This is a genomic window from Geobacillus sp. WSUCF1, from assembly GCF_000422025.1.
In the GTDB taxonomy this organism is placed as follows: Bacteria; Bacillota; Bacilli; order Bacillales; family Anoxybacillaceae; genus Geobacillus; species Geobacillus zalihae.
The window spans coordinates 1-370 of the sequence record NZ_ATCO01000150.1; the positions used below are offsets into that span (position 1 = coordinate 1).

At 54.1% G+C, this 370-nt stretch carries 1 pseudogene; it reads left to right on the plus strand.

Going from position 1 to position 370, the window contains the following annotated elements:
* Nucleotides 1-370 (plus strand): annotated as a pseudogene (locus I656_RS0116505) (transposase); the annotation flags it as partial.

The window sequence follows — 370 nt, forward strand, 5'->3', positions numbered from 1 at the left end:
TCGTACTTCGAAGTGGATCCATCCGAAACACCAGAAGGAGAATCGCTTCGAAAGCAGGGGTTTTCCAAAGATAAGCGTCCCGATTTGGTCCAAATCGTCATTGGACTGGCCGTTACCCGGGAAGGGGTCCCCATTCGCGCTTGGGTATGGCCTGGCAATACGATGGATATGACGGTCATCAAACAGGTGAAACAAGACTTGATTGGCTGGAAGCTTGGGCGTGTGATCAGCGTGATGGACCGCGGATTTTCGTCTGAAGAGAATTTGCGAATCTTGCAACAGGCCGGGGGACACTACATTGTCGGCGAAAAAATGCGGTCCGGCAAAGCCGCCGTCGAAGAGGCCCTAAACCGTCGCGGGCGCTACCAAC